The sequence below is a fragment of the Stenotrophomonas sp. SORGH_AS_0282 genome, assembly GCF_030818125.1.
GTDB lineage: Bacteria > Pseudomonadota > Gammaproteobacteria > Xanthomonadales > Xanthomonadaceae > Stenotrophomonas > Stenotrophomonas rhizophila_A.
Genome location: NZ_JAUTAB010000001.1, coordinates 2,600,291 through 2,619,808 on the forward strand (window position 1 = coordinate 2,600,291; position 19,518 = coordinate 2,619,808).

The window sequence follows — 19,518 nt, forward strand, 5'->3', positions numbered from 1 at the left end:
ACCGCGTCCTCAGAGCTTGAAAATGGTATCGATCACCGTCCACGACGACGGGTTCGCCGTGTTGTCAGTGGAGTACGCGGTGATCTGGAACGATGCGGAATCGTCATCGTTGGGCTGTCCTTCGTCCAGCGGATTGCCGCCGGGTCCGCCGCATTTGTCGATGCGCCGGACATTGACAGCGGGCAACGCGGGGACCGGCTTCTGGCGGGCCCACGCGACCGGGTCAAACCCGTCCTCACAATTTATCGAAATCGACGTCGCGCTGATCAGGCTTCCGTCCGGCAGCGCCGTGCGGTCCGTGATGGCTTCCGCCGCGCGCTCAGTGTTGCGCAACACCCCCTCCGTCGCCTGGAACGAGCGACTGGAAGCACGATAGTTCGATGCCATTTTTTCCTGCATGCCGGCCACCTGCATGCCGGCCACGCCGATCAGGGCAAGCAGCAGCAGCATGATCAGCGCGACGTACAGCACCGCGCCACGTTGACTGCGTGGGATGGGACGAGGAAAGTGCGATGGACGATTCATGATCAGTTCCCGAACAGGCGGTTGCGCAGGGCAATGCTGACTTCGTAGGCAGTGCGATATCGGCCATCGGTCGCGGCGGACTGGTCATAGGTCATGCCGAGCACGCCCAGACGGGCCGCCGCATCGGTCGGCCGGGAGTTGGCGTTGCTATCGATACGATTGGCGCTCCGCGCAACCAGGCCGACCTGGACCATGCCAACGCGACGCCATTGCCCGGCGCCGGTGGCGTTGGCATCCGTGGTGACCCCCGAGGCCACGTTCTGCACAGCCATATTGCCGACCGGTGGTGTTGCCGCAGCGATAACTGGCGTCGCATCCAACCCATACATCAGCTGCAGGTTTTCGATACCTTCCACCAGCTCTTCGTTGATCGCATACACACCCGCCGAGTTCGCGCGTGCGCGACGCAGACCAGGGCCGTTCGCACCCTCGCCTATGTAGTACACCATTGATTCCGCGCGATATACCACCGTGGGTTCCGGCTGCGGGGCATAACGGGTGAAGTCCACCGTGCCGCCGGTGATCTTCCCTGCGGTGATGCTGCCCGCAAAGACGTCGGCCGTCTCGCAGTTGGCGATGCCAAACAGTGTTGGTATCGCCACGCCGCTCTCGGTAAGGCGATTCAACGCGCCAGCGTCTACCGTCAACTCCTGACCGTTGATTCCGAGGACCGGCACGCCTTCCGGCGCCAGGAAGCGCAGCACCAGGACGTCGCTGCCGGCTACTGGCGCGGGGTTGAGACCGGTGATGGAGACTGGCATGCCGGCCGGAATCGCGCCTGCCCCTACCGACAGCGTGTTGGTGGGGCCGGTGTTGCCGGCTTCATAACCCTGGATTGCCACGCTGAAATCCAGCGGACTGCCACTTCCCGTACCGGCAGCAAGGTTGTTCTTCAGTGCCGATGTCCCTTTGATGAAGTGCGCCTGGTCGTTGACGCAGCCCGTGTGGCCCGCCATGCGGATGTCGCGCTCAAGATAATCCAACGCGAACCGGCCGTTCTCCTGGGCGCGGGCCACGCCCTCGGACAGCCGTGACGCCGCATGGGAAGCAATGAATATCTGGGTAATCCCCAACATCAGGATCAAGCCGATCACCAGGGAGATCATCAGCTCGACCAGGGACAGACCAGTCTGGCGGGTACGGAACATGTGCGGCCCTTTCATAGCTGGGTCTGGATGGCGAAGGTGGTGGCGGCGTCCGGTGCGGTTCTGCTCCAACGCTCGTCCGCCCAGCTGATCGAGATGTTGGCGACACCGTTGTTCACGGTGACCGTGGCCGATGCGTTGTCGCCTAGCGCCTTCACCACCTGGCACTGCCAGCGCGTGATGTTCTGTTCGAGGGTCACAGCGCCGATGTCGCGTGCGCAGACGCCGGCCGCAGTCTTGCTGCCGGAGGCGAAGCTGGCATTGGCGTACCAGGCCGACTGGAACCGATTGCTCCGCATCTGCTCGGAGAGGTCATACGCGAGGTTGGTGGCCTGGGTGCGATAATTCGCACTCTGCACGTAGCGTACGCTCATGGTCTGCAGCAGTGCGAACCCAAGCAGGCCGAAGGCGAGAACCACTACCGCCACCAGTACTTCCAACAGGCTGAAGCCGCGCTGGTGGCCGCGCGGTCGGTAGGGTTTTCGGATCACTGGCATGCTCCCTTGACGGCGGTGACCTGGCCAGAGGCATTGATGGTCAGCGTGCTCTGCAGCGGCTGGTTACCGCAGTTGGTTGGACGCAGCTTCACCGTCTGATCGGCCCCGGCACGACGACGGCCGCGCGCGTCAAATGCAATCGGCGCCGGCGGACCAGTCACGGTCAAGGCACTATTGAACGCCGTATACCGCAAGACCGTTTCGCTGCTGCTGAAAACGCCGTCACCATCGCTGTCGCTGAACACCATCATCCCGGCCCCCCACTGACCATTGCAGGTCGTGCCATTGCTGCTGCCGCACACCACCCCACCCTGGTTGTTGCGGATCGCGTCGTTGCGCGCGAGGTTGACCATCCCGATCAGCTCGTTGTGGGCGGTCGCTACCCGGCTGGAGCGGATCAGGCTCTGGAAACTAGGAAACGCGATGGCGGCCACCACTCCGATCACCACCAGAGTGATCATCAGTTCGACCAGCGTGAAGCCCTTGGACAGGCGTGCAGACATGGGACGCTCCCCAGCGTGATGACACGAACAATGGACGCCCTGCCGCCCAGCGGCAAGCGACAGCAGGACGAACGGTCGCCCGGAGGCGACGGGCGTCAAACCGTTGACACCCGTACGGTTGGGCGGGGGTGGCGCGGGCTCCCGACCCGGCCACCCCGCATTCTCAGGCCAGCACCCTGTAGCAGGGCTGGTACTCGCCCGAAATCTTCATCCGGCGCTGTTCGACGAAGGCGCGCAGGAGTTCATCCAGGGCCTGCATCATGTCGGCGTCGCCATGGATCTCGAACGGACCGAACTGCTCGATACGGCGCATGCCGTCCTCCTTCACGTTGCCGGCGACGATGCCGGAGAAGGCGCGACGCAGGTCGGCCGCCAGTGCATGCGGCGGGCGCCCGTGGTGCAGGTCCAGCGCCGCCATGGCCTCGTGGGTCGGCACGAACGGTTGCTGGTACTCCCACGGGATCTCGATGGACCAGTTGAAGAAGAACGAATCCTTCTGCACCAGGCGGTGCTCGCGCACGCGCTTGATGCCGGCCGACATCTGCCGGGCCACCGCGACCGGGTCGCCGATGATGATCTGGTAACGCTCGGCCGCGGCATCGCCCAGGGTCAGGCGGATGAAGCGGTCGATCTGCTCGAAGTACGGCGCGGCCACGGTCGGGCCGGTCAGGATCAGCGGGAACGGCAGGTCCTTGTTTTCTTCGCGCAGCAGGATGCCGAGCAGGTACAGGATCTCCTCGGCGGTACCCACGCCGCCGGCGAACACGATGATGCCGTGGCCGATGCGCACGAACGCTTCGAGACGCTTCTCGATGTCCGGCATGATCACCAGATGGTTCACGATCGGGTTCGGCGATTCGGCGGCGATGATGCCCGGCTCGGTCAGGCCGATGTAGCGCGTGGTGTGCTTGCGCTGCTTGGCATGGGCGATGGTGGCGCCCTTCATCGGGCCCTTCATCGCGCCCGGGCCGCAGCCGGTGCAGATGTCCAGGCCGCGCAGGCCCAGCTCGTAGCCGACCTGCTTGGTGTACAGGTACTCATCGCGGCCGATCGAATGGCCGCCCCAGCACACCACCAGGTTCGGGTCGCCCGGGTTGAGGATGCGCGCGTTGCGCAGCAGCCCGAACACCGCGTTGGTGATGCCTTCCGACGACTCCAGCTCGGCCGCGTAGGCCGGGCCCATTTCGATGGCCATGTAGGCCAGGTCGCGCACGACCGCGAACAGCAGCTCGGCCACGCCGCGGATGATCTCGCCGTCCACGAACGCCATCGCCGGTGCATTGACCAGGTCGATGCGCACGCCGCGGTCCTGCTGGGCGACCTGGATGTCGAAATCGGGGTACAGATCGCGCGCGGCGCGCGGATCATCGGAGGCACTGCCACTGGTCAGCACGGCCAGCGCGCAGCGGCGCAGCAGCTCGTGCATGCCACCGCCGGATGCATCGCGCAGGCGCGCCACTTCTGCGCGCGACAGCACATCCAGCCCACCACGCGGGTAGATCCGCGCGTCCTGCACCGGCAGCGTGCGCGCCGGCTTTTCGGTGATCGTCATTTCCATTCTTTTCGCTTCCTCAAGGTTGCCGACTGTACCGCTGCCCCCTTAAAAAGCAAAACGGCCGGGAAACCCGACCGTTGGATGCGTTTCGACCCCGGCGACGCCTCGGGGGCTGCCGTACGTGCGCGATTTTCGCGCAACCGGACGAGCATACGCTCATCCGCCAACGCAGACAAGCGCCCTCGCCTTCCTCGATACCGCACACAGCAGAACGGCCGGGTTTCCCCGGCCGTTCTGCTTACCTTGCCACTAGCTCAGTTCATCAGAACTGGTAGCGGAAGCCCAGCTGCACCGACCACTGCGAGACACCGACGTCGAAGCCGTCCGCGTCATTGTTGGCCACCGCCGGCTCGTCCGCGCCGCGGAAGTTGTACACGTACTTGCCGTCCTTGATGCCCTGCAGGGTGGCCACACGCGCATCGGCGAAGAAGCCGTAGTCGTAGATGTTGCCCCAGTCCTTGTTGATCATGTTGCCGATGTTCTGGACGTCCAGCCAGATCTCCGACTTGTGACCCTTCATGAAGCCCGGCAGTTCCTGGCTGATGCGCAGGTCGAAGGTGTTGATCCAGCCGGTACGGAACTGATTGGCCGGGGCCGCCTGGCCGGCGTACTTGGCCAGCTGCGGGTTGTTCTTCAGCCACTCGAAGAACGATGCCTCCATGGCCGGATCGGCAGTGAACTGGCCACTCTGGGTCAGGTTGCCGAACAGCACGTCGCCCGGGCCCGTCGGCACGTAGAACAGGTCGTTCGCGGTGCGGCTGTCGCCGTTGGCGTCGTTCACGTAGACGTAGCTGTACGGACGGCCGCTGCGACCTTCGTAGACCAGGCCGACGCGGGTTTCGTAGTCGCCAAAGAACTTGTGCTTCCAGTTCAGCGCACCCGACAGGCGGTCGCGGATCTGGTAGCGCGAGGTGTTCTCGATCTCGTCATTGGCGTTGAAGGCGTACTGGTAGCCCCAACCCGAGCTGGCGGTGGAGCTGGTCAGCGTGCCGACTTCGGTGGCATCGGTGTAGGTGTAGCCCAGGTTCCAGGACCAGTCGCTGGCGGCATCCCACGGCTTGGCCAGCGAGACAGTGAACTGCGAGGTGCGGCCCTTGTCGGTGTTGGCGATTTCGTACACCGCGTCGTAGGCCTGATTGCGGCCTGCGCGTGCGTTGCCGGTGGCCCAGGCATTGCCGGTGCTGCCGCGGGAGTAATACATGTCACGGCCGTCCGGACCCTGATACTGCACCGGACCCAGGTTCAGGTTCTTGTAGTACAGGGCATCCTTGACCTTGGTGACCAGCAGCTCGGCCGAGGCCACGATGCCGTACCACGGGGTTTCGTGGTCGAAGGCCAGGTTGGCCTTGTACACCGACGGCATGTTGAAGTCGCTGCCGACGAAGTTGACGTTCTGGCGGTTCGAGCCCGGCGTGGTCGGGACCGGCTGGCTGTCCTTGCTCGGGTTGAACGGCAGCGCCGGGTTGTAGCCGCTGGTGTAGGCGTAGACCGAATTATTGAAGCCGGTCGCCGAGTAGCTGTTGCTCAGCCACACCTGCGGGGCGTCACCCTGGAACAGGCCCACGCCGCCGCGCAGCTGGGTCTGGCGATCGGTGTCGAAGGTGTAGTTGAAGCCGACGCGCGGCTGGATCAGGAACTTGTTGCTCAGCACTTCGCTGTTGTCCAGGCCGAAGAACTGCGACGCTGCGGCGTTGTAAGCCGGGGCCGGGCTGGTGTCGGCGCGGTCGGCACGCACGCCCATGGTCAGGGTCAGGTTGTTGTTGACGTACCAGGTGTCCTGCACGAACAGGGCCAGGTTGCTGAACTTGTAGTCCGCCGGAATCGAACCCGGGGTGCGTTCCGGATTGTAGTTGTAGCTGCTCCAGCGGCCGGCAGCGAAGTTGTCCAGGCCGTAGAAGGTGTACGCGCCCCACGAGTTGGCGCCGAAGTAGTTGTAGATGTCGTTGGTGTCGTACGACGCGCCGAACTTGACGTCGTGGTCACCCAGGGTCCAGGTAGCGGCGGCGTAGTAGTTCCACGCCTTGGTCTCCAGGATGTTGTCCTGCGAGTTGACTTCGGTACCGAGGTACAGCGAGTCGCCGGACGGCGAGGCTTCGTTGCCCTGGAAGAAGATGCGGATGCTCGGCGCGTCGGTCGAGACATTACGGATCGCCGAGTACTCGCGATACGAGGCCTTCAGCTCGGTCGAGAAGTTCGGGGACCAGTCGCTGAACAGCTGGGCGACGTAGCTCTCGTTGGTCTTGTCGTGCTGGTACCAGTACGAGCTCAGCGAGGCCGAGCTGGTGGTCATGCCGTTGATGCGCAGCTTGCTCTGGTCGATCTTGCTGTAACGGATGTTGGCACGGTGGTTGTCGCTGATGTTCCAGTCCAGCTTCAGCGCGTACTCCTCCATCTCCGTATCGCCATTGCTTTCCAGGCCACCGGCGGCAATGCCGTAGCCCTCAGCAATCTGCTGCGCACGGGTCACGTCGGCCAGGGTGAACTGCGGGTTGGCCTTGCCCAGCGCGGTGCCGCTCAGGTCGGCGCCCGGGGCGGCCTGCTTGAACTTTTCGTAGTTGGCGAAGAAGAACAGCTTGTCCTTCACGATCGGGCCGCCCACGGTCATGCCGTAGGTTTCTTCCTTGGTGAAGCCGTTGAACTTCTGGCCTTCCGGGTTGTCGCCGAACCAGTCGCCGTCACGGTAGGTGCCGTAGACCGAGCCGTGGAAATCGTTGGTACCGGACTTGGTCACCGCGTTGACGGTGGCACCGGCGGCGGCAGCGATGCTGACGTCGTAGTTGGACAGGTTGATGTCCAGTGCTTCGATGGCTTCCATCGCGACCGGCTGGCGACGGGTCGGCATGTTGTTGCCTTCCAGGCCGAAGGTGTCGCTGGCGGACACGCCGTCGATGTTGATCGAGTTGAAGCGCGGGTTCTGGCCACCGGCCGAGATCGAGCCCGAGGCGCGGTCGATGAAGGTCACGCGCGGGTCAAGACGCATCAGGTCCTGGATGTTGCCGCCGATCGACGGGGCCGTCTCGATCTGCTGCTGGCTGATGTTGGTGCCCGAGCCCATCTTGGTCGAGCTGAACACTTCCGAGCCACCGGCCACGGCCACGACCTGCACGGCGTCCAGGTTGGTCGCCGCAACGTCGCCGGTCAGGGCAGCGTTGACGGTACCGGTCTGGTTCACGCCCAGGTACACGCCTTCTTCGGTCTTGGTGCCTTCACCGGGCTTGTTGATGGTGATGGTGTACGGACCACCCACACGCAGGCCGCGCGCGTTGTATCGACCCGCCGCATCGGTCGTGGCGCGGCTGACCGTGCCCGACTCGGTATGCGTGATGGTGACTTCGGCGCCAGCAACAGGCTGGCCAGCGGCAGACGTTACCTGGCCGCCGACACCGGCAGAGGTGCTCTGGGCGAAGGCGGGGGCGGCAGCAAGTACTGCCATGAGGCCAAGGGTGAGCTTGGACATCCGGAGACAGCGTGGGTCGATCATTGGGAGTAGCCTCGATGCGAGTTGGCGATGGCGGAAAAAAAGCGCGCCCAAGCAGCCATTCAGCGGCTGTCTGGACTTTTATCTGGGTTCCCTTGCCGCAGGCTGGTTTCAGCCGCAACGGTTAACACTAGATTAACACGATAAGCCCGCTATATGACCGTTTGGCGACAAAACACACGCCATCACAACGCGATCGTGACGCGTCCTTCACGTTTGGCTGAACAGGGTGCTCCGCCGTGGTTCCTTCGCGTTCAGGTTCGAGGGCGCGGATTCTCGCGTAACTGCTTCCAGGGAAGGGTAAGTCGCGGCTGTTTCCAGCCGGTTACGACAGGTCCAGCACCGTGCCGCGGTGGGCGATGCCCTGGGCCGAGAGCAGTTCGACGGCCGCCGCAGCGCAGGCCACCGGGTCGCGGGCCATGCCGTCTTCGTCGATCGAGTAGGCGCGGGCGCGCAGCGCGGTGCGCATCGGGCCGGGCTGCAGGCCGCTGACCCGCACCGGGCTGTTGGCCAGCTCGTCGTGCAGCGCGCTGATCAGGCCGCGCAGGCCATGCTGGGCCGCTCCATAGCCGCCCCAGAAGGCCCGCCCTACCCGCGCGGGATCATCCACGGTGAACACCAGCGCGGCATCGTCGCGCTGGCGCAGCAGCGGCAGGCAGGCCTGGGCCAGCCAGGCCGGTGCGGTCAGGTTGACGTGCACCGCCCGCGCGAACGCGGCCGGGTCGGCGTGTTCGAACGGGGTGAGGCCGGCAAAGTCGGCGGCACAGTACAGCACGCCATCAAGCCGGCCGAGCTCGGACTGCAACCGCTCGGCCAGGGTGGCGTAGTCGTCCGGGGTGGCCCCTTCCAGGTCCAGCGGGTACAGCAGCGGCTCGGGGCCGACCGCTTCCACCGCCGTGTAGACCCGGTCCAGCCGGCGCGGCTTGCGCCCCAGCAGGACCACGGTGGCACCCGCGGCGGCGCAGGCAATGGCGGCGGCACTGCCCAGACCCCCACCCGCACCGGCCACCAGGATGACGCGATCGGCAAGCGATGCGGTCCCGACCGCAACGGACGGGACCGCACTCACGGCTGAGATGCCTCTTCGACGATCCGCTTGAGTTCGCCGGATTCGAACAGCTCCTGGATGATGTCGCAGCCGCCGATCAGCTCGCCATTGATGAACAGCTGCGGGAACGTCGGCAGGTTGGAGAAGCGCGCCAGGTTGGCCCGGACCTCGGGCAGTTCCAGCACGTTGACGGTGCGCAGCGACACGGCACCGGCGGCCATCAGGGCCTGCACGGCGCGGCTGGAGAAGCCGCACATGGGGTACTGCGGGGTGCCCTTCATGAACAACACGAGGGGGTACTTGTCCACTTCGGCCTGGATCTCTTGCATTACCGCCACCACGACTCTCCCTGCGCCACGGGACACCCGACCTCGCCGGTCGGATAGACTTCCCAGACGGTCATTGTAATCCTACTGGCCCTGCCTCCGGCGCCCCGTCTCCAGCCTGCAGCGACCCATGCCCCTCGAACTCCCCCGCCTGCCCTATGACCGCACCGCCCTGCAGCCGCATCTGTCGGCTACCACCCTGGACCTGCACCATGGCCAGCATCACCGGGGTTACGTGGATGCGGTAAATGCACGCATCGAGGGCACCGAGCTGGCCGAGCTGCCGCTGGAAGAGATCGTGCGGCAGAGCCAGGGCAGCCTGTTCGACGCGGCCGCCCAGGCCTGGAACCACGCGTTCTATTGGCAGTGCCTGCACCCGCGCGGCGGTGGCGAACCGCAGGGGCGGCTGGGCGAACTGATCAGCCGCCATTTCGGCGACGCGAAGCGGTTGCGCGAGGAATTCGACCGGGTCGCGCTGGGCGTGTTCGGCGCCGGCTGGGTGTGGCTGGTGCAGCACCCCAATGGTGCGCTGGCGATCCAGGCCACCCGTAACGCCGGCACCCCGCTGACCGGCCAGAGCACCCCGCTGCTGGCCTGCGATGTGTGGGAACACGCGTATTACACCGACTACCAGAACGAACGCGGCCGATACCTGGACGCGTTCTGGAAAATCGTCAACTGGGATTTCGTGGCCACGCAGTTGCGCGATTGAAGCGCGGTCACGACCGTTGGTCGTGACCGCGCTTCATCAATCGCGCAGGGCGGCGACGGCAGGGGCCACCTGATCCGGACGACCCAGCTGCTGCCCCACGTCTTCAAGGGCAGCCGCCAACGCTCCGGCCTCATCCTCGCGCAGCGTGGCATGCCCGACCTTGCGGCCGTCGCGCGGCTCCTTCCCGTAGTCGTGCCAGTGCCCGCCAGGCTGTGCCAGCACGGCATCCGCATCGGGCATTTCACCCAGCCAGTTGAGCATGCAGGCATGGCCCAGCATGCGGGTGTCACCCAGCGGCAACCCCACCACGGCACGCAGGTGGTTCTCGAACTGCGAGGTTTCGCTGCCTTCGATGGTCCAGTGCCCGGAGTTGTGCACGCGCGGCGCCATTTCGTTGGCCAGCAGCTCCTCGCCCCGGCAGAACAGCTCCAGCGCGAACACGCCCACGTAATCCAGCCGTTCGGCCAGCGTCCGCGCATAGCCGATGGCGGCGTCGTGCTGTGCGGGTGTCAGTTGCGCCGGGGCCAGGCTGGCCGACAGCACGCCTTCCACATGCCAGTTGCCGGTGACCGGCCAGGCGCGGAACTCGCCGTCCTGGCCGCGCACGGCGACCACGCTGACTTCGCGCTCGAAGGCGACGAAGCCCTCCAGGATCAGGCCGGTGCGGGCCACCTGGCCGCCCAACGCATCCCACGCCGCATCGATGTCGGCCGCACTGCGCAGGCGGAACTGGCCCTTGCCGTCGTAACCGAAGCGACGGGTCTTGAGGATGCACGGCAGGCCGAACTCGGCCACCCGGGTGGCCAGTTCGTCGCGGCTGCCGATGTCGGCGAACGCCGGCAGCGGAATGCCGAGCTGGCGGAAAAGGGTCTTTTCGCTCAGGCGGTCCTGGGCGACGGCCAGCGCGTCCGGATTCGGATACACCGGCACTCGTCCGGCCAGGAACTGCGCGCTGCGGGCGGGCACGTTCTCGAAGTCGAAGGTCACCACGTCCACCCGTTCGGCGAACGCGGCCAGGGCGGCCTCGTCCTCGAACGCGGCCACCTGCAGCGGCGCCAGCTGCCCGCCACAGGCGTCCGCGGCCGGGTCGAACAGTTCAAAGCGCAGCCCCATCGGCGCGCCGGCCAGGACCATCATGCGGGCGAGCTGGCCGCCGCCCAGGATGCCAACGGTCACCGTGGTCATTGACGCGGATCGTCGTGGGCCATGACGTCTTCGGTCTGGCGGGAACGGAAACCCTCCAGCGCCTGGCCGATGGCCGGCTGCTCCGGCGCCAGCATGGCGGCGGCAAACAGCGCGGCGTTGGAGGCGCCGGCATTGCCGATGGCGAAGGTGGCCACCGGGATGCCGGCCGGCATCTGCACGATCGACAGCAGCGAATCCATGCCGTTCAGGGCCTTGGACTGCACCGGCACGCCCAGCACCGGCACCGCGGTCTTGGCCGCGATCATGCCCGGCAGGTGCGCGGCGCCGCCGGCACCGGCAATGATGGCGCGCAGCCCGCGCGGGCCCGCCTGCTCGGCGTAGGTGAACAGCACGTCGGGCGTACGGTGCGCCGACACGACTTTCACTTCGTAGGGAACACCGAGCGCGTCCAGCTTCTGCGCCGCGTGCTGCATGGTCTCCCAGTCGGAGCGGGAACCCATGACGATGCCGACGAGCGGCGCGGATTGGTTGGGGGTCATTGGCCGTCACCTGCCTTAAAGACGTATTCTAGCCGCCTTCCACGCAAGACGAAGAACCCATGGATCGCAAAGTCATCGACCTCCTGTGCGCGCCCCGCACCGCCCAGCGCCTGTCCCTGCTGGATTCCAAGGGCCTGGACGCGCTCAACCGGGCCATTGGCGCCGGCACGGTGACCAACCTCGAGGGCACCCCGCTGGTCCAACCCGTGCGCGAAGCGCTGCTGACCCAGGACCGCAAGCAGATATTCCGCGTCAACGATGGCATTCCCGTGCTGCTGCCGGAAGAAGCCATCGAGACCGCCCAGATTGCCGATTTTCCCAAGTAATGAGCCTGAGCGTGCTGACGCCTCCTGACCCCGGCCAGGTGCAGGCCGATGTCGCCCGCGCCCTGGCCGAGGACATCGGCCCGGGAGATGTGACTGCCGCCCTGCTCCCGGACCGCCCCGACAGCGCCTACCTGCTATGCAAGCAGGATGCGGTGATCGCCGGCCGGCCGTGGTTCGATGCAACCCACCAGGCCTTGGACCCGCAGGTCCGGATCGAGTGGCGGGTGGCCGAAGGCGATGCGGTGCCCGCCGGCACCGTGCTGGCGATCCTGCACGGGCGCAACCGCAGTCTGGTCAGCGCCGAACGCACCTCGTTGAATTTCCTGCAGACGCTGTCGGGCACCGCCACCACCACCGCACGCTACGTAGCGGCGGTGACCGGGACCGGCACGCGCATCCTGGACACCCGCAAGACCCTGCCCGGCCTGCGCGCGGCGCAGAAGTACGCGGTGCGCTGCGGTGGCGGCGACAACCATCGCCAGGGCCTGTACGACACGGTGATGCTCAAGGAAAACCACATCCGCGCCGCCGGTTCGCTGACCGCTGCGGTCAACGCCGCACGGGCGCAGTGGCCACAGCTGCCGCTGGTGGTGGAAGTGGAAGACCTTTCGCAGCTGCGCGAAGCGCTGGCGGTGGGGTGCGACCGCATCCTGATCGATGACTTCGACGCGGCCACCCGCCGTGACGCGGTGCGGATCGCCGCCGGACGCATCCCGCTGGAGGTTTCCGGCAGCGTGGACCTGGCCGGGCTGCGCGCAATTGCCGAGGACGGCGTCGATTGCATCTCGATTGGCGGGCTGACCAAGCATGTGCAGGCGATTGATCTGTCGTTGAAGCTGGGCGATCCGCCCTGATCGGGTACCGACCAACGGTCGGTACCTACCGGGGCATTCGTACCGACCAACGGTGGGTACCTGCCGGCGACACCGGTGACGCAGCGCTGCCTTCACGGGCTTCCCCTGCCGGCTCTGCGACGCTTCCCGTGCCCCCACCCGGAGAGCGCGGATGCGCCCGCTGCCCCTGCTTGCCTGCCTGACTCCCCTGTTCCTGCTGCTTCCCGGCGCTGCCGCCGCTGCCGAGGTCTGCGACATCCCGCCGCGCTATGGTCTGAGCCCGCTGGCGGCGAGCATCGTGCGGACCGCCTGCAACGAGCACCGACTGTGGTACCGGCCCTTCATCGATGGTGAAGGCCGTGCGCGCAACCTTGGCGTCAGCGAGGCCGAACGGGAATACCTGGCCGACGACGGCATGCCCGCGTGGCAGCGCGTGGTCGGCTACTGGCGCGACAGCGGCACACTGGGGCCGATGGGCAGCCAGCCTGGCGCCACCAGCTGCATGGAGCCGTTCGGTTCGCGCTACACCGACAGCGACTGTCGTGCGTTCCTGATCGACAACCCGTGGTCGGCCGCCTTCATCTCCTGGGTGATGAGCCGCGCCGGAGTGCCCGGCTTCACCCGCTCGCCGCGCCACATCGACTACATCCGCGCCGCTTACCAGAACACCGGCCCGTACCGGATGGCGGATCCAGCGCAGGAAAAGCCCGCGCCCGGCGACCTGTTGTGTTACCTGCGTGGCCGCAACGAATCATTGAGTTACGCCGGGCTGGTGCAACAGCTCAGCGGCGGCACGGTGGCGAACTGGAAATCCCACTGCGAGGTGGTGATCGCAGCGAACATGGGCGGCGACCACACGCTGTACCTGATCGGCGGCAATGTGATGAACACGGTGGCAATGCGCAAGCTGTCGCTGGATCGCAGCGGCCGCATCCAGCTGCCCCCGGCCCCCTCCAGCGATCCCTACGACATGGGCTGTACCCCCGGACGCGAAGACGAGTGCAACTTCAACCGGCAGGACTGGGCGGCGCTGCTCAAGCTGGGGGCGACCTCGCCGATGGGGTCGACGCCCAGCTACCCGCCATCGCCATCGCCTGCGCCGGCCAGCGGCCCGCTGCCGGCACCAACCCAGCCTGGCGTGCCAGCCACGACGCCTCCGCCAAAGCCCACCTTCCCGCGCGTCGTGCCGCCGCGGCCGACACAGCCCCCGCCGCAATCGCCTGCCCCGCAACAGCAGCAGCCGCAGCCGCAGCCGCAGAAGCAGGATGGGTCGCCGGCTTGATCCGGCGCCGGTTCGTCGCCATCTTGGTCGTTCCTGACCCCGATTCCGCACCGAGCCGCCGATGCCCAGTCTTATCCTGTTGATGATTGCCGGCGCGTTCGCCTACGCCTTCTGGAACTCCTCGCGCGCCGCGGCCGAACGCGCCATCGAACTGGGCCGCAACGCCTGCCGCGCCGCCGACGTGCAGTGGCTGGACCAAGCCGTGCATGCCAGTGGCATCCGCGTCTGCCGCAAGGACAACGGCTGGCTGGGCTGGGAGCGCACCTACCGCTTCGAGTACTCACACGACGGCATCGACCGCCATACCGGGCGGATGGTGCTGCGCGGCGATGAACTGGTGGCCTTCGTCGGGCCCTCGGCCGCGCGCATCAGCGAAATCCGGCGCAGCGTGGACACCACCGGCGCCGAGGACGTGTAGAAACGAAATCGCCGCCCGAGGGCGGCGATTTCTTACTTGACCACCCGAAGGTGCGGGCGACCGCTCGGCTTGGGCGGGGTGTCATCCGGGGTCGGCGTGTCATCCGGCGGCAGGGTATCGTCCGGGCTCGGCTCGTGGCCGGGAATATCGTCCGGCAGTGCCATGCCCTGCCCGGTTTCACGGGCATAGACGGCCAGCACGGCCGAGATCGGCACCTGCACCGGGTAGCTGGTGCCCGAGAAGCGGGCCGAGAAGCTTACGCTCTCGTTGTCGATGTGCAGCCGCACCACCGCGCGCTCGGCGATGTTGAGGACCACGCGACCGTCCTTCACCGCGCTCTGCGGCACCTGTACGCCAGGCATGCCAGCGTCGACCAGGATATGCGGGGTCAGGTCGTTGTCGTTGATCCATTCCACCAGCGCCCGCAACAGGTAGGGGCGATGGCTGGTCATGCGGAAAGTGTCTTCAGTCATTGTGGGGTGCCGCGGAAATGTGACAAGTGTACGCGCCCACCCGTGCAGCGGTCAGCATGCACGTCCCCCGGCGTAAAGCGCCGATGCAGCGAACCGCCGATCAGACCGGCAGGTCGCGCAGCTTCTTTTCCTGATCGGTCAGGCTGCGGATGAAGCCCGGGTGGCGGAAAATGCGGTTGCCGTAATCCTCGATGGACTTGCCATCCTTGGGCAACGGCACGTCCAGCGACTGCAGGCGCCAGATGATCGGCGCCATGGCGCAATCGGCCAAGCTCATTTCCGGGTTGAGGAAGAACTTGCTGGCCTTGAACAGCGGCACCGCACTGGTCAGCAGTTCCTTCAACCGCTTGCGCCCGGCCTCGGCCTGGGTCTTGTTGCCGAGCTGGATCGCCTGCACCTGCGGTACCCAGTCGTGTTCGATGCGCAGCATCGCCAGCCGGATCCGCGCACGCGAGAGCGGGTCCACCGGCATCAGCGGCGGGTGCGGGTAGCGTTCGTCCAGGTATTCGCTGACCACCGAGGCCGCGTACAGCACCAGCTCGCGCTCTACGAGCGTGGGCACCGAGTGGTACGGATTGAGGTCGATCAGATCCTCGGGCGGGTTCTGCGGGTCGACGGGCACGAAATCGTAGGTAACGCCTTTGGCAGCCAGCACCAGGCGCACGCGATGGCACAGCACGTCGTCGTTCGAGGAAAACAGCGTCAGGGTGTTCCGCATGCGTACGCTCGCCGCCATCAAAGGCTCTCCAGCGATCGGTATCCGCCGGTCGCATCGGCGCTGCCGGCCCATTGCCGACAGTCGTCACAGTACCCGAGTGTGCAACTGCCCATCACAAAAGCCAATAGGCCGATCGACTTACGCCGTATCGATCAATGCACGTCCTTCCAGTACTCCTTCTTCAGCAGGTAGGCCAGGAAGGTGAGCAGTGCCAGGAACAGGATCACCCACACGCCCAGCTTCTGCCGCTTCAGCGCCGCGGGTTCACCCGCGTACTCCAGGAAGTTGGTGATGTCCCGCACCGCCTGGTCGTACTGCCCCGGGTCGACGTTACCGGGCTGTGCCAGCGTGAGCCCGGTCACCGGCGCGTCGGCACCCGGCGCCTCCGGCTTGCCGTGCACGGCGTGTTGCAGGCCCTGCATTTCCCACAGCGGGTTGGGCATGGAGGCGTTGGGGAACAGCGCGTTGTTCCAGCCCAGCGGGCGGCTGGGGTCCAGGTAGAACGACTTCAGGTAGGTATAGACCCAGTCGCTGCCACGCACCCGTGAGATCAGGCTGAGGTCCGGCGGCATTTTGCCGAACCACTTCTCGGCTTCCGCCTTGGGCATCGTCACCGGCACCGGTTCGCCGATCGGCACGCCGGTGAAGTTGAGGTTGTTCATGACCTCTTCTTCGCTCAGCCCCAGGTCCTGCGCCATCCGCGAATAGCGCAGGTATTTGAGCGCATGGCAGCCGGAGCAGTAGTTCATGTACAGCTGCGCGCCGCGCTGCAGCGACGCACGGTCGCCCAGGTCGTTGCCAGCCTGCAGGGTCTTGCCGCCTTCGGCGGCGCCGGCGACGGTGCTGGCCAGCATCAGGGCGGCCGCGCAGGCCAGCCGGACAATCCAGTGGTCAGTCATGCGTGGTCACCCGGTCCGGTACCGGCAAGGTCCTGTCCAGCTTGGTCCATAGCGGCATGGTGATGAAGAAGGCGAAGTAGAGGAAGGTCAGCACGCGGCCGACATAGGTTTCATGCGCATCGGTACCGGGCCCGGAACCGATCACGCCCAGCCAGATGAAGCACACCGCGAATACGCCCAGCAGCGCGCGCGACAGCCAGCCGCGATAGCGGTAGGACTTCACCCGCGCCTTGTCCAGCCACGGCACCAGGAACAGGATGGCGATGGCCGAGAACATCACGATCACGCCGCCGAGCTTGTTGGGCACCACGCGCAACATCGCGTAGTACGGCGTGTAGTACCACACCGGTTTGATGTGCTCGGGCGTGACCAGGCGGTTGGCCTCGGTGAAGTTGTCGTGCTCCAGGAACAGGCCGCCAAAGCCGGGCGCGAAGAAGATGATGAAGGCCGCGATGATCAGCAGGAAGCCGGCGCCGACCCCGTCCTTGAGCGTGTAGTACGGGTGGAACGGAATGCCGTCGGTGGGCGCGGTGGCCGACCAGCGGTTGCCCTTGGGTCCCTTCTTGATCTCCACGCCATCGGGGTTGTTCGACCCCACTTCGTGCAGCGCGCCCAGGTGCAGCACCACCAGCAACAGCAGCACCAGCGGCAGGGCGATCACGTGCAGGGCGAAGAAGCGGTTGAGGGTGGCATCGCTGGGCAGGTAATCGCCCATGATCCACTCGGTCAGCCCGTTGCCGATCACCGGAATGGCGCCGAACAGCGAGATGATCACCTTGGCGCCCCAGAACGACATCTGCCCCCACGGCAGCACGTAGCCCATGAAGGCTTCGGCCATCAGCACCAGATAGATCAGCATGCCCAGGATCCACACCAGCTCGCGCGGCTTCTGGTAACTGCCGTACATCAGGCCGCGGAACATGTGCAGGTAGACCACGATGAAGAACAGCGAGGCCCCGGTGGAGTGCATGTAGCGGATCAGCCAGCCCCACTCCACGTCACGCATGATGTATTCAACGGAGTTGAACGCTTCCAGCGCACTGGTCTTGTAGTGCATCGTGAGGAAGATGCCGGTCACGATCTGGTTGACCAGGATCAGCAGCGCCAGCGAACCGAAGTAGTACCAGATATTGAAGTTCTTCGGCGCGTAGTACTCGCTGACATGCTTGCGGTACACCGGCATCAGCCCGGGCGCGCGCGCGTTGACCCAGTCGGCGACGCCGGTGGCGGTACGGGAAAGGATGTTGGCCATGATCAGGCTGCCCCCTGCGGATCGACGCCGATGATGATGGTGCTGTCGTCCTGGTAATGGTGCGGCGGCACCAGCAGGTTGATCGGCGCCGGGACGCCATCGAAGACGCGACCGGACATGTCGAACCGGGATTTGTGGCAGGGGCAGAAGTAGCCGCCCTTCCATTCCGGATCGAACGGCTCGGGACGGATCTCGGCAACCATTTCCGGCGAACAGCCCAGGTGGGTGCACAGCCCGACCAGCACCGAGACCTCGGCCTTGATCGCGCGGAATTCGGGGTTCTGCTTGAGCACGTAGTCCGGCTGCTGGTCCTTGTTCTCCGACGCAGGATCCTTCAGCCGCCCATCCAGCCCGTGCAGGGCGTCAAGGATGGCCTTGGACCGTTTGACGATCCAGATCGGCTGTCCACGCCACTCCATGACCAGTCGCTGGCCTTCCTGCAGGGCGCTGATGTCGGCAAGCACAGGGGCACCGGCCAGTTTGGCGCGGGCGCTGGGATTCCAGGACTTGATGAACGGAACTGCGGCGAAACCGACGCCGACTGCTCCCACCACTGCGGTGGTTGCGGAAAGAAATCGTCGACGTCCAGTGTTGACTGGATCGTTTACCCCATCGTTGGCCATCCGGCACTCCGATATTGATTTAGGTAGCTTGAGGCTGCCAGTAGACCGGTGGGGGCCAGTCCACAATGAATCCTGATCGACTATAGCGGAACCTGACTCGGCGACACAATGGTGGTCGTACCACGAGGCCCGGCCAACGGCCGGCGCTGCCGGGGCATCGTCCACATCTGTAGCGCCAGGCGTTGGCCGGCCTTCGCGATGCGGTCGAATGCGATGAAGGGTTACTGCGTGGAGGCGGTGGCGCCGCGGTAGCGGTCGGCGAGCAGGGCGACGCGCTTCACGTAGTACTGCGTCTCGCTGTAAGGCGGCACGCCACCATGACGATCCACCGCGCCCTCGCCTGCGTTGTACCCTGCAGCGGCAAGGGTCAGGTTGCCGTTGAACCGCTTGAGCAGCCACGACAGATACTGCACGCCGCCGCGGATGTTCTGCGCCGCATCATAGGAATCGGTGACGCCGAAGCGGCGCGCGGTGGGCGGCATCAGCTGCATCAGGCCCTGTGCTCCGGCGCGGCTGAGCGCGGTCGGGTTGTAAGCCGATTCGGCGTGGATGATGGCGCGGACGACCGCCTCTTCCACCCCGAACTCGCGCGCGGCTGACGCGATCTCTGCCTGGAAGGCGGTGGTGTTGAGGCGGACCGAACCGAAGTTCACGCCCGGACTGGCACCGCAGGCATAACAGCGCTCGATGAAGCTGTAATGGATGGTGCGGACCTGGCCCAGGCTGGCCATCTGCGCGGGCCGGCGGCTGGTGTAATGCCGCACGCCATCCTTCATATACGAGTAGACCTGCCCGTTGACCACGCGCTGCGCCTTGCCGGTGCGGGCCGCCGGCGCCGGCGCGGCAGTAAGCACGGTGGCGGCCTGGGCGGGTGCCGGGGTCGGGGCCAGCGCGGTGCCGGACGCGGCACCGTCCTGGACCGGCGCAGCGGTTGCCACGACCGCAGGGGCGGGCACAGGGGCTGGAGACGGGGGCGGAACGTAACGGCGCGGGGCGCTGCGGTCGGGACGGTAGTTGCTGACCACGCTGCAGCTGGTGCCGGCAATGCGTTTGCTGACATAGCTGGGAATGCCGTCCGCGCCAACACACTTGTACAGGGTGCCCGCACTGGCCGGCACAGCGGTCAGCGCAGCCAAGGCCAGCGCAGCGATCCCCAAGATCCCCTTCATGGGGCGGAGTGTCCCCGTTTCGCGCGCCGTTGCCAAGCCCCGCAGCCACGC

21 protein-coding genes are annotated in these 19,518 nt (G+C 66.1%); 5 read left to right on the plus strand and 16 right to left on the minus strand.

What is annotated here, in order from left to right; all coding sequences use genetic code 11:
* Window positions 1-9 precede the first annotated feature (9 nt).
* From QE395_RS11600 to grxD, 8 genes are all read right to left on the minus strand, one after another.
* Entirely contained in the window at window positions 10-525 is a 516-nt protein-coding gene (locus QE395_RS11600; protein ID WP_068850725.1) for a PilX N-terminal domain-containing pilus assembly protein, read from the minus strand.
* 2 nt (window positions 526-527) lie between these two features.
* Entirely contained in the window at window positions 528-1,673 is a 1,146-nt protein-coding gene (locus tag QE395_RS11605) for a PilW family protein (RefSeq protein ID WP_095364020.1), read from the minus strand.
* An 11-nt stretch (window positions 1,674-1,684) separates the two neighbouring features.
* Complete coding sequence (gene pilV / locus QE395_RS11610; RefSeq protein ID WP_237334331.1) at window positions 1,685-2,161, minus strand: type IV pilus modification protein PilV; 477 nt, start codon at window positions 2,159-2,161, stop codon at window positions 1,685-1,687.
* Window positions 2,158-2,670 carry a GspH/FimT family pseudopilin gene (locus QE395_RS11615; protein WP_095364019.1) on the minus strand — a complete coding sequence of 171 codons (513 nt, stop codon included), beginning with the start codon at window positions 2,668-2,670 and terminating at the stop codon, window positions 2,158-2,160. Before QE395_RS11615 ends, pilV begins: the two co-directional genes overlap by 4 nt.
* 163 nt (window positions 2,671-2,833) lie before the next feature.
* The gene (gene ppnN, locus QE395_RS11620) at window positions 2,834-4,222 is read right to left on the minus strand and encodes a nucleotide 5'-monophosphate nucleosidase PpnN (RefSeq protein ID WP_095364063.1); all 1,389 of its coding nucleotides are present in this window, start codon (window positions 4,220-4,222) and stop codon (window positions 2,834-2,836) included.
* 265 nt (window positions 4,223-4,487) lie between these two features.
* Complete coding sequence (locus QE395_RS11625) at window positions 4,488-7,682, minus strand: carboxypeptidase regulatory-like domain-containing protein (protein ID WP_068850709.1); 3,195 nt, start codon at window positions 7,680-7,682, stop codon at window positions 4,488-4,490.
* A 346-nt stretch (window positions 7,683-8,028) separates the two neighbouring features.
* Window positions 8,029-8,772, minus strand: coding sequence for an SDR family NAD(P)-dependent oxidoreductase (locus QE395_RS11630; RefSeq protein WP_306989179.1), 744 nt, complete (start codon window positions 8,770-8,772; stop codon window positions 8,029-8,031).
* The gene (grxD, locus tag QE395_RS11635; RefSeq protein WP_068854623.1) at window positions 8,769-9,089 is read right to left on the minus strand and encodes a Grx4 family monothiol glutaredoxin; all 321 of its coding nucleotides are present in this window, start codon (window positions 9,087-9,089) and stop codon (window positions 8,769-8,771) included. The genes QE395_RS11630 and grxD overlap by 4 nt, the downstream gene beginning before the upstream one ends.
* A gap of 118 nt (window positions 9,090-9,207) precedes the next feature.
* Between grxD and QE395_RS11640 the strand changes: the two genes are divergently transcribed.
* Window positions 9,208-9,789 (plus strand): Fe-Mn family superoxide dismutase, encoded by a 582-nt coding sequence (locus QE395_RS11640; protein WP_068850703.1) that lies wholly within the window; start codon window positions 9,208-9,210, stop codon window positions 9,787-9,789.
* 36 nt (window positions 9,790-9,825) lie between these two features.
* On the opposite strand, the gene QE395_RS11645 is transcribed toward QE395_RS11640, so the two are convergent.
* Window positions 9,826-10,974, minus strand: coding sequence for a 5-(carboxyamino)imidazole ribonucleotide synthase (locus tag QE395_RS11645; protein WP_249834036.1), 1,149 nt, complete (start codon window positions 10,972-10,974; stop codon window positions 9,826-9,828).
* Window positions 10,971-11,474 carry a 5-(carboxyamino)imidazole ribonucleotide mutase gene (gene purE, locus QE395_RS11650; protein ID WP_068850697.1) on the minus strand — a complete coding sequence of 168 codons (504 nt, stop codon included), beginning with the start codon at window positions 11,472-11,474 and terminating at the stop codon, window positions 10,971-10,973. Before purE ends, QE395_RS11645 begins: the two co-directional genes overlap by 4 nt.
* A gap of 59 nt (window positions 11,475-11,533) precedes the next feature.
* Between purE and QE395_RS11655 the strand changes: the two genes are divergently transcribed.
* The 4 genes from QE395_RS11655 to QE395_RS11670 all read left to right on the plus strand — a co-directional run bounded on the left by QE395_RS11655 (window position 11,534) and on the right by QE395_RS11670 (window position 14,333).
* Window positions 11,534-11,800: a hypothetical protein gene (locus tag QE395_RS11655; protein WP_068850694.1), complete on the plus strand. Its 267-nt coding sequence runs from the start codon at window positions 11,534-11,536 to the stop codon at window positions 11,798-11,800.
* Window positions 11,801-11,811: 11 nt separating this feature from the next.
* The gene (nadC, locus tag QE395_RS11660) at window positions 11,812-12,654 is read left to right on the plus strand and encodes a carboxylating nicotinate-nucleotide diphosphorylase (protein WP_249834035.1); all 843 of its coding nucleotides are present in this window, start codon (window positions 11,812-11,814) and stop codon (window positions 12,652-12,654) included.
* Between the two features lie 151 nt (window positions 12,655-12,805).
* A complete protein-coding gene (locus tag QE395_RS11665; RefSeq protein ID WP_306989185.1) occupies window positions 12,806-13,915 on the plus strand; it encodes a DUF2272 domain-containing protein in 1,110 nt (369 codons plus the stop codon).
* Window positions 13,916-13,976: 61 nt separating this feature from the next.
* Window positions 13,977-14,333, plus strand: a complete 357-nt coding sequence (locus tag QE395_RS11670; protein ID WP_068850685.1) for a DUF3301 domain-containing protein — start codon at window positions 13,977-13,979, stop codon at window positions 14,331-14,333.
* Between the two features lie 32 nt (window positions 14,334-14,365).
* Here the strand turns inward: QE395_RS11670 and QE395_RS11675 are convergent, their stop codons facing one another.
* The 6 genes from QE395_RS11675 to QE395_RS11700 all read right to left on the minus strand — a co-directional run bounded on the left by QE395_RS11675 (window position 14,366) and on the right by QE395_RS11700 (window position 19,467).
* A complete protein-coding gene (locus QE395_RS11675; RefSeq protein WP_093534021.1) occupies window positions 14,366-14,806 on the minus strand; it encodes a ClpXP protease specificity-enhancing factor in 441 nt (146 codons plus the stop codon).
* A 100-nt stretch (window positions 14,807-14,906) separates the two neighbouring features.
* Window positions 14,907-15,542, minus strand: coding sequence for a glutathione S-transferase N-terminal domain-containing protein (locus QE395_RS11680; protein WP_068850679.1), 636 nt, complete (start codon window positions 15,540-15,542; stop codon window positions 14,907-14,909).
* Window positions 15,543-15,676: 134 nt separating this feature from the next.
* Window positions 15,677-16,378, minus strand: coding sequence for a cytochrome c1 (locus tag QE395_RS11685; protein ID WP_237334347.1), 702 nt, complete (start codon window positions 16,376-16,378; stop codon window positions 15,677-15,679).
* A gap of 37 nt (window positions 16,379-16,415) precedes the next feature.
* Window positions 16,416-17,675, minus strand: a complete 1,260-nt coding sequence (locus tag QE395_RS11690; protein ID WP_068850673.1) for a cytochrome bc complex cytochrome b subunit — start codon at window positions 17,673-17,675, stop codon at window positions 16,416-16,418.
* Between the two features lie 2 nt (window positions 17,676-17,677).
* Window positions 17,678-18,298: a ubiquinol-cytochrome c reductase iron-sulfur subunit gene (petA, locus tag QE395_RS11695; protein ID WP_068850670.1), complete on the minus strand. Its 621-nt coding sequence runs from the start codon at window positions 18,296-18,298 to the stop codon at window positions 17,678-17,680.
* Window positions 18,299-18,519: 221 nt separating this feature from the next.
* On the minus strand, window positions 18,520-19,467 hold the full coding sequence (locus QE395_RS11700) for a lytic transglycosylase domain-containing protein (RefSeq protein WP_095364012.1): 948 nt from the start codon (window positions 19,465-19,467) through the stop codon (window positions 18,520-18,522).
* Between the last annotated feature and the right edge of the window lie 51 nt (window positions 19,468-19,518).

What these genes read in the sequence shown, in the direction of transcription:
- QE395_RS11625 (WP_068850709.1), bottom strand. Translation starts at nt 7,682, where the DNA reads ATGTCCAAGCTCACCCTTGGCCTCATGGCAGTACTTGCTGCCGCCCCC.
- QE395_RS11665 (WP_306989185.1), top strand. Translation starts at nt 12,806, where the DNA reads ATGCGCCCGCTGCCCCTGCTTGCCTGCCTGACTCCCCTGTTCCTGCTG.
- QE395_RS11600 (WP_068850725.1), bottom strand. Translation starts at nt 525, where the DNA reads ATGAATCGTCCATCGCACTTTCCTCGTCCCATCCCACGCAGTCAACGT.
- QE395_RS11685 (WP_237334347.1), bottom strand. Translation starts at nt 16,378, where the DNA reads ATGCTGGCCAGCACCGTCGCCGGCGCCGCCGAAGGCGGCAAGACCCTG.
- QE395_RS11655 (WP_068850694.1), top strand. Translation starts at nt 11,534, where the DNA reads ATGGATCGCAAAGTCATCGACCTCCTGTGCGCGCCCCGCACCGCCCAG.
- QE395_RS11700 (WP_095364012.1), bottom strand. Translation starts at nt 19,467, where the DNA reads ATGAAGGGGATCTTGGGGATCGCTGCGCTGGCCTTGGCTGCGCTGACC.
- ppnN (WP_095364063.1), bottom strand. Translation starts at nt 4,222, where the DNA reads ATGACGATCACCGAAAAGCCGGCGCGCACGCTGCCGGTGCAGGACGCG.
- QE395_RS11670 (WP_068850685.1), top strand. Translation starts at nt 13,977, where the DNA reads ATGCCCAGTCTTATCCTGTTGATGATTGCCGGCGCGTTCGCCTACGCC.
- QE395_RS11615 (WP_095364019.1), bottom strand. Translation starts at nt 2,670, where the DNA reads ATGTCTGCACGCCTGTCCAAGGGCTTCACGCTGGTCGAACTGATGATC.
- QE395_RS11680 (WP_068850679.1), bottom strand. Translation starts at nt 15,542, where the DNA reads ATGGCGGCGAGCGTACGCATGCGGAACACCCTGACGCTGTTTTCCTCG.
- QE395_RS11690 (WP_068850673.1), bottom strand. Translation starts at nt 17,675, where the DNA reads ATGGCCAACATCCTTTCCCGTACCGCCACCGGCGTCGCCGACTGGGTC.
- QE395_RS11605 (WP_095364020.1), bottom strand. Translation starts at nt 1,673, where the DNA reads ATGTTCCGTACCCGCCAGACTGGTCTGTCCCTGGTCGAGCTGATGATC.
- QE395_RS11675 (WP_093534021.1), bottom strand. Translation starts at nt 14,806, where the DNA reads ATGACTGAAGACACTTTCCGCATGACCAGCCATCGCCCCTACCTGTTG.
- purE (WP_068850697.1), bottom strand. Translation starts at nt 11,474, where the DNA reads ATGACCCCCAACCAATCCGCGCCGCTCGTCGGCATCGTCATGGGTTCC.
- petA (WP_068850670.1), bottom strand. Translation starts at nt 18,298, where the DNA reads ATGGCCAACGATGGGGTAAACGATCCAGTCAACACTGGACGTCGACGA.
- QE395_RS11645 (WP_249834036.1), bottom strand. Translation starts at nt 10,974, where the DNA reads ATGACCACGGTGACCGTTGGCATCCTGGGCGGCGGCCAGCTCGCCCGC.
- QE395_RS11640 (WP_068850703.1), top strand. Translation starts at nt 9,208, where the DNA reads ATGCCCCTCGAACTCCCCCGCCTGCCCTATGACCGCACCGCCCTGCAG.